Raw genomic sequence first — 6057 nt, 5'->3', positions numbered from 1 at the left:
CGCGCCGGTGCCGATCGGCACGGTGCCGATCTACCAGGCGCTGGAGAAGGTCGGCGGCGATCCGCTCAAGCTCGACTGGGAGGTGTTCAAGGACACGCTGATCGAGCAGGCCGAGCAGGGGGTCGACTACGTCACCATCCATGCCGGCGTCCGTCTCGCCCACGTGCCGCTCACGGCGCGGCGGGTCACCGGCATCGTCTCGCGCGGCGGCTCGATCATGGCGCGCTGGTGCCTGGCCGGGCACCGGGAATCGTTCCTCTACGAGCGCTTCGACGAGATCTGCGACATCTGCCGGGCCTACGACGTGTCGTTCTCGCTCGGCGACGGCCTGCGTCCGGGCTCGATCGCCGATGCCAACGACGCGGCGCAGTTCGCCGAGCTGGAGACGCTCGGCGAACTCACCACGATCGCCCACGCCAAGGGCTGCCAGGTGATGATCGAGGGCCCCGGCCACGTGCCGATGCACAAGATCAAGGTCAACATGGAGAAGCAGCTCGCCGAGTGCGGCGAGGCGCCGTTCTACACGCTGGGCCCGCTCACCACCGATGTGGCGCCGGGCTACGACCACATCACCTCGGGGATCGGCGCGGCGATGATCGGCTGGTACGGCACCGCGATGCTCTGCTACGTGACGCCCAAGGAGCATCTCGGCCTGCCGAACCGCGACGACGTGAAGACCGGCGTCGTCACCTACAAGATCGCCGCGCATGCCGCCGACCTCGCCAAGGGCCACCCGGCGGCTCAAGCGAGGGACGACGCCCTGTCGCGGGCCCGGTTCGACTTCCGCTGGGAGGACCAGTTCAACCTCTCCCTCGATCCCGACACGGCGCGCGCCTACCACGACGAGACCCTGCCGAAGGACGCCCACAAGGTCGCGCATTTCTGCTCCATGTGCGGCCCAAAGTTCTGCTCGATGAAGATCACCCAGGATCTGCGCGCCGACGTGCTCGCCATGGAGGCCGCCGGCCAGGTGATCGCGGAAGCCACACCCTTGAGCGAAGCGGAGCGCGCCGCCGGCATGGCCCAAAAATCGGCGGAATTCCTGGGCGAGGGCGGGAGGCTCTACGTCGAACCCGGCGCGTAAGGATCCCGCGACATGCTCATGCAGGCCCCCGCCGCCCCGCCCGGGCCTGCCCCGTCCGGGACGAGCCCCTCGGCCCGTCCCGGCTCGATCGTCCGCCGCCTGGTGATCTTCGCCCTCGGCCTGGCGGTGCCGATCCTGATCTTCGGCGGCGTGGCGCTGTGGCAATTCGCCGGTGCCGCCCGCGAGCGCCTGGAGGCCGAGGCGCTCGGCCGCGCCCGGATGGAGGCGGCGGCGATCGACCGCGAGATCGCGAGCCTCATCGCCACCCTGGAGGCCCTGAGCCTCTCGAACGCGCTCCAGCGCGGCGACGTGACGGCGTTCCGCGAGCAGGTGCAGGAATTGCAGCGCCGCAGCGGCCTGCCGGCGATCCTGCGCGATCCCGGCGGCACGCGGCTGGTCGACCTCGGCAGCGAGCCGATGCCCGAGCGCCTCGACGCCGCGGACACGGCCGCCCTCGGCGGCCGCCCTGCGGTCTCGGGGGTGGTCGACGGGCGCTTCCGGGTGACGGTGCCGGTGATGCGCCGCGGCGGCGACGCGGTGCTCTACCTCCTGTCCTTCTCCCTGCCGACGACCCGGCTGGGCGACGTGCTCGCCTCCGGCGGCGTGCCGAAGGCGTGGGTGATGAGCGTGATCGACCGCGACCACCGGGTGCTGACCCGCACCCGGTTGCCGGAGCGCTTCACCGGCACGCCAGCACCCGACGCGCTGCGCACGGCCACCGAGCCGGAGGGCCATTGGCGCGGCGCCTCGCTCGAAGGTGAGCCGTTCTTCGTCGCCTATGCGCGGGCCGGCATCCCGGACTGGCGTGTCGCCGTCGGGGTGCCCGAGGAGGCGCTGGCGGCCCCCGTCCGGGCCTCCCTGGTCTGGTTCGCCGGGCTCGGTAGCATGCTGGCGGCCATCGCCGGGTTCCTGGCGCTGGCCTTCGCCCGCGGCATCGCGGCGCCGCTTCACGCCCTGCGCGACCAGGCCATCGCCCTCGGCCTCGGCCGCGCGACGCCGGTGCTGACAGGCGTGCCGGCGGAGGTGGCCGCCGTGAGCGCCGAGATCGCCGGCGCGGCCCAGCGCCAGCGCGAGCGGGCGGCCGAGCGGGCGCGGGCCGCCTCGGCGCTCCGCGCCGAGACCCAGCGCCTGGAGGTTCTGAACCGTCTGGGCACGGCGCTGTCGAGCGAGCTGGATCGCCAGCGCCTCGGCGATGCGGTGGTGGAGGCGGCGACCCACCTGACGGCGGCGGCCTATGGCGCCCTGTTCGAGCGGGTGCCGGAGGGACCCGACGGATCGGAGCATTGGCGGCTCCTCAGCCTCACCGGTGCTCCCCGTGAGGCGTTCACCCGCTTCGGCCTGCCGCGGGTGACGACTCTGTTCAGCCCGACCTTCGCGGCCGGCGGGGTGGTACTCAGCGAAGACGTGCCAGCGGATCCGCGCTATGGCAGCCATGGCGGCATGCCGGTCGGCCACCTGCCGGTGCGCAGCTACCTCGCGGTGCCGGTGGTCTCCGGCACCGGATCGACCCTCGGAGCGCTGCTGTTCGGCCATCCCGAGCCACAGCGCTTCGGCCCCCGCGAGGCCGCCCTGATCGAGGGCTTGGCCGGCCAGGCGGCGGTGGCAATGGACAATGCCCGCCTGTTCGCCTCGGTGCGGCGCGAGCAGGACCGCTTCGCCGCCGCCGTCCAGGCGGTGCGCGGCGTGCTCTGGACCAACGGCCCCGATGGCCGGATGACCGGGGAGCAGCCGGCCTGGGCCGCGCTCACCGGGCAGGGCCCCGAGCAGTATGCCGGCTACGGCTGGGCCGAGGCGGTGCATCCGGAGGACAGGGCCGCCAGCATCGCGACCTGGAACGCGGCGGTGGCGGAGCGCCGGCGCTACACCCACGAGCACCGGGTGCGCCGTCACGACGGGGTCTACCGCACCTTCGCGATCCAGGCGGTGCCGGTGCTCGACTCCGACGGGGCGATCCGCGAATGGGTCGGCGTGCATTCCGACATCACCGAGCAGCGCGCGGCGGAAGCGGCCTTGCGCGAATCGAACGAGGAGATCCAGCGCTACGCCTACATCGTCAGCCACGACCTGCGGGCGCCGCTCGTCAACATCATGGGCTTCACCAGCGAGATCGAGGCGAGCCAGGACGACATCCGGGCCGCCCTGGCCGGGCTGCCGCAGGCCGAGCGGATCGATGCCGACCTCACGGAATCGGTGAGCTTCATCAAGGCGGCGATCACCAAGATGGACGGGCTGATCAACGCCATCCTGAAGCTGTCGCGGGAGGGGCGGCGCAATTTCCAGCCCGAGCCCCTGGCGATGACCGCCCTGGTGCAGGGGCTGGCCGACGCGCAGCGCCACCAGGCCGACGTGGTCGGCGCGGTGATCGAGATCGGCGACCTGCCGAACCTCACCGCCGACCGGCTCGCCGTGGAGCAGATCTTCGGCAACCTGATCGACAACGCCATCAAGTACCTGGTCCGGGACCGCCCGGGCCGGATCGCCGTGACGGGATCGGTCCTGGACGGGGTCGCGATCGTCCGGGTGAGCGACAACGGCCGCGGCATCGACGCCCGCGACCATGCCCGGGTGTTCGAGCTGTTCCGCCGCTCCGGCGCCCAGGACCGGCCGGGGGAGGGGATCGGGCTCGCCCATGTCCGCACCCTGGTGCGGGCGCTCGGCGGGCGGATCGACCTCATCTCGGAGATCGGAGCCGGCACGACCTTCAGTGTGACGCTGCCGCTGCGCCAGAGCTGAGGCACGATGCAACGCGAAGTTAACGTGACTGGACGGTTTTCTACGCCTGCCGCGTGTCCACCGGACCGGAAAATGGTCTAGAAGTGTGACGGGAGCACGTCTCCCGCAGTCGGCGCGGCGGCGCACGAGGACGAGGAGTCGCACTCCGTTCGGGGCTGCGCGACGGAGGGGATCAGGTGCCGGCCGTACACATCGTGATGATCGAGGATGACGAGGGCCACGCCCGGCTGATCGAGCGGAATATCCGCCGCGCCGGGGTGAACAACGTCATCGAATCCTTCCGTGACGGCACCTCGGCGCTGGCCGCCCTGCTCGGGCCGGATGGCAGCGGCGAGATCAATGCCGGCCGACCGCTGCTGATCCTCCTCGACCTCAACCTGCCGGACATGACCGGCATCGACATCCTCCAGAAGGTGAAGTCGAACCCGCACCTGCGCCGCTCGCCCGTGGTGATCCTGACCACCACCGACGACCAGCGCGAGATCCAGCGCTGCTACGATCTCGGCTGCAACGTCTACATCACCAAGCCGGTGAACTACGAGGGCTTCGCCAACGCGATCCGCCAGCTCGGCCTGTTCTTCTCGGTGATGCAGGTTCCGGAGAGCGCGTGATCGTGACCGACCCGGTCCGCCTGCTCTACATCGACGACGATCCCGGGCTGGCGCGGCTGGTGACCCGCACGCTGGCGGGCCGCGGCTGCGAGGTGGTGCATGCCGCCGACGGCGAGACGGGCCTCGCCCTGATCGCGGCGCAGCGCTTCGACGTGGTCGCCCTCGACCACCACATGCCGAACGAGACCGGCCTCGAGATCCTGCCGCGCATCCGCAGCCTGCCGGAGGCGCCGCCGGTCATCTACGTCACCGGCTCGGAGGACAGCCGCGTCGCCGTGGCGGCGCTCAAGGCCGGCGCCGTCGATTATGTCTGGAAGGACCTGCAAGGGCATTTTCGCGAGTTGCTGGCCGAGGCGGTGGCCACCGCCGTGCTCCAGGACCGCACCCGGCGGGAGAAGGAACGGGCCGAGGCCGAGGTGCGCGAGGCCCGCGACCGGGCCGAGCTGCTGCTGCGCGAGGTCAACCACCGGGTGGCGAACAGCCTGGCCCTGGTGGCGGCGCTCGTGCGGATGCAGGCCAACACCGTGACCGACGCCTCGGCGCGCGCCGCGCTCGAAGAGACCCAGACCCGCATCACGGCGATCGCCGGCATCCACCGGCGGCTCTACACCTCCGACGACGTGCGGGTGGTGGCGGTCGACGCCTATCTGGCGACCCTGGTGGAAGATCTCGACGGGGCGATGAACGCCACCGGCCAGCGCCACCGCATCGTGCTCGACGCCGCCCCGGTCGAGATGGCGACCGACAAGGCGGTGTCCCTCGGGGTGATCGTCACCGAACTCGTCACCAACGCCTACAAGTACGCCTATCCGGAGGGCGTCACCGGCGAGATCCGCATCAGCGCGCGCCGCGACGGCGGCCGTTTGCGCCTCACGGTCGCGGATGACGGGGTCGGCTGGCAGGGCGCCGGCCCGCCGCGCGGCACCGGGCTGGGGTCGCGCATCGTGCGCGCCATGGCGTCGAACCTGCGGGCGCAGATCGACTATGCGCAGGCCGAGCGCGGCACCGCGGCGAGCATCGATATCGCGCTGTGACGGGTTTTTAAGGTCTCGGCCGCGGTGGAATCGAGCGGTTCACCGACAGAATGCGGCGGTTTCCCCTGGGAACACCGACGCCGGGCGTGGCCCCTCCCTGCTGAAGAGCCGCGGGCGAACCACACCCCCGCCCCACGTCTTTCCATAAAATTGTCCAAGTTGTCGAAAAGCGACCTTAAGACAATCCTTAAGCTCGCACATGCCGTTAACATCTGGGTAGGGCTCAGGGCGGCTAACTGGAGGGGAATAGATCGCTCGAAAGGACGCCACAGTGTTCGAGACCAGCAGCCTCAGCGCGGCCCTTCCGCCGGCCGCGATCGAACCCGTCGTGCGGATCAGCCCCCCTCTCGCGGCCCGGGCCCCCACAGACCCGCCCCTCGATCCGGCGGTGACCTTCGATCTGAGCCCGGACGCCCAGCAGACGATCTCGCGCGGCAGCGCCCCGTCGCCGGACATCCCCGGCACCTTGCCCGACCGGGCCCATTACCGACGCGACGCCGACAGCCAGCAGATCGTGTTCCAGGTCATCGGCCCGGACGGATACGTGGTCGAGCAATTGCCCTCCGAGGCCGTTCTGCGGGCCCGCACCTATGCC

General features: G+C 71.2%; 5 protein-coding genes. All 5 read left to right on the top strand.

Going from position 1 to position 6057, the window contains the following annotated elements; genetic code table 11:
- Positions 1-1084, top strand: a 1084-nt coding sequence (gene thiC, locus VP06_RS31105; protein ID WP_048467694.1) for a phosphomethylpyrimidine synthase ThiC, incomplete at its 5' end; no start/stop codon positions are given.
- Positions 1085-1096: 12 nt separating this feature from the next.
- A complete protein-coding gene (locus VP06_RS33960; RefSeq protein WP_053082111.1) occupies positions 1097-3817 on the top strand; it encodes an ATP-binding protein in 2721 nt (906 codons plus the stop codon).
- Between the two features lie 197 nt (positions 3818-4014).
- Positions 4015-4428, top strand: a complete 414-nt coding sequence (locus VP06_RS31095) for a response regulator (protein ID WP_048467692.1) — start codon at positions 4015-4017, stop codon at positions 4426-4428.
- Positions 4428-5462: a sensor histidine kinase gene (locus VP06_RS31090; protein WP_425350972.1), complete on the top strand. Its 1035-nt coding sequence runs from the start codon at positions 4428-4430 to the stop codon at positions 5460-5462. The genes VP06_RS31095 and VP06_RS31090 overlap by 1 nt, the downstream gene beginning before the upstream one ends.
- Before the next feature lie 271 nt (positions 5463-5733).
- Positions 5734-6057: hypothetical protein (locus tag VP06_RS31085; protein WP_053082110.1), on the top strand; the 324-nt coding region annotated here is incomplete at its 3' end.

This window comes from Methylobacterium aquaticum, assembly GCF_001043915.1.
Classification (GTDB): domain Bacteria; phylum Pseudomonadota; class Alphaproteobacteria; order Rhizobiales; family Beijerinckiaceae; genus Methylobacterium; species Methylobacterium aquaticum.
This window is presented reverse-complemented; position numbering and strand designations above follow the sequence as displayed.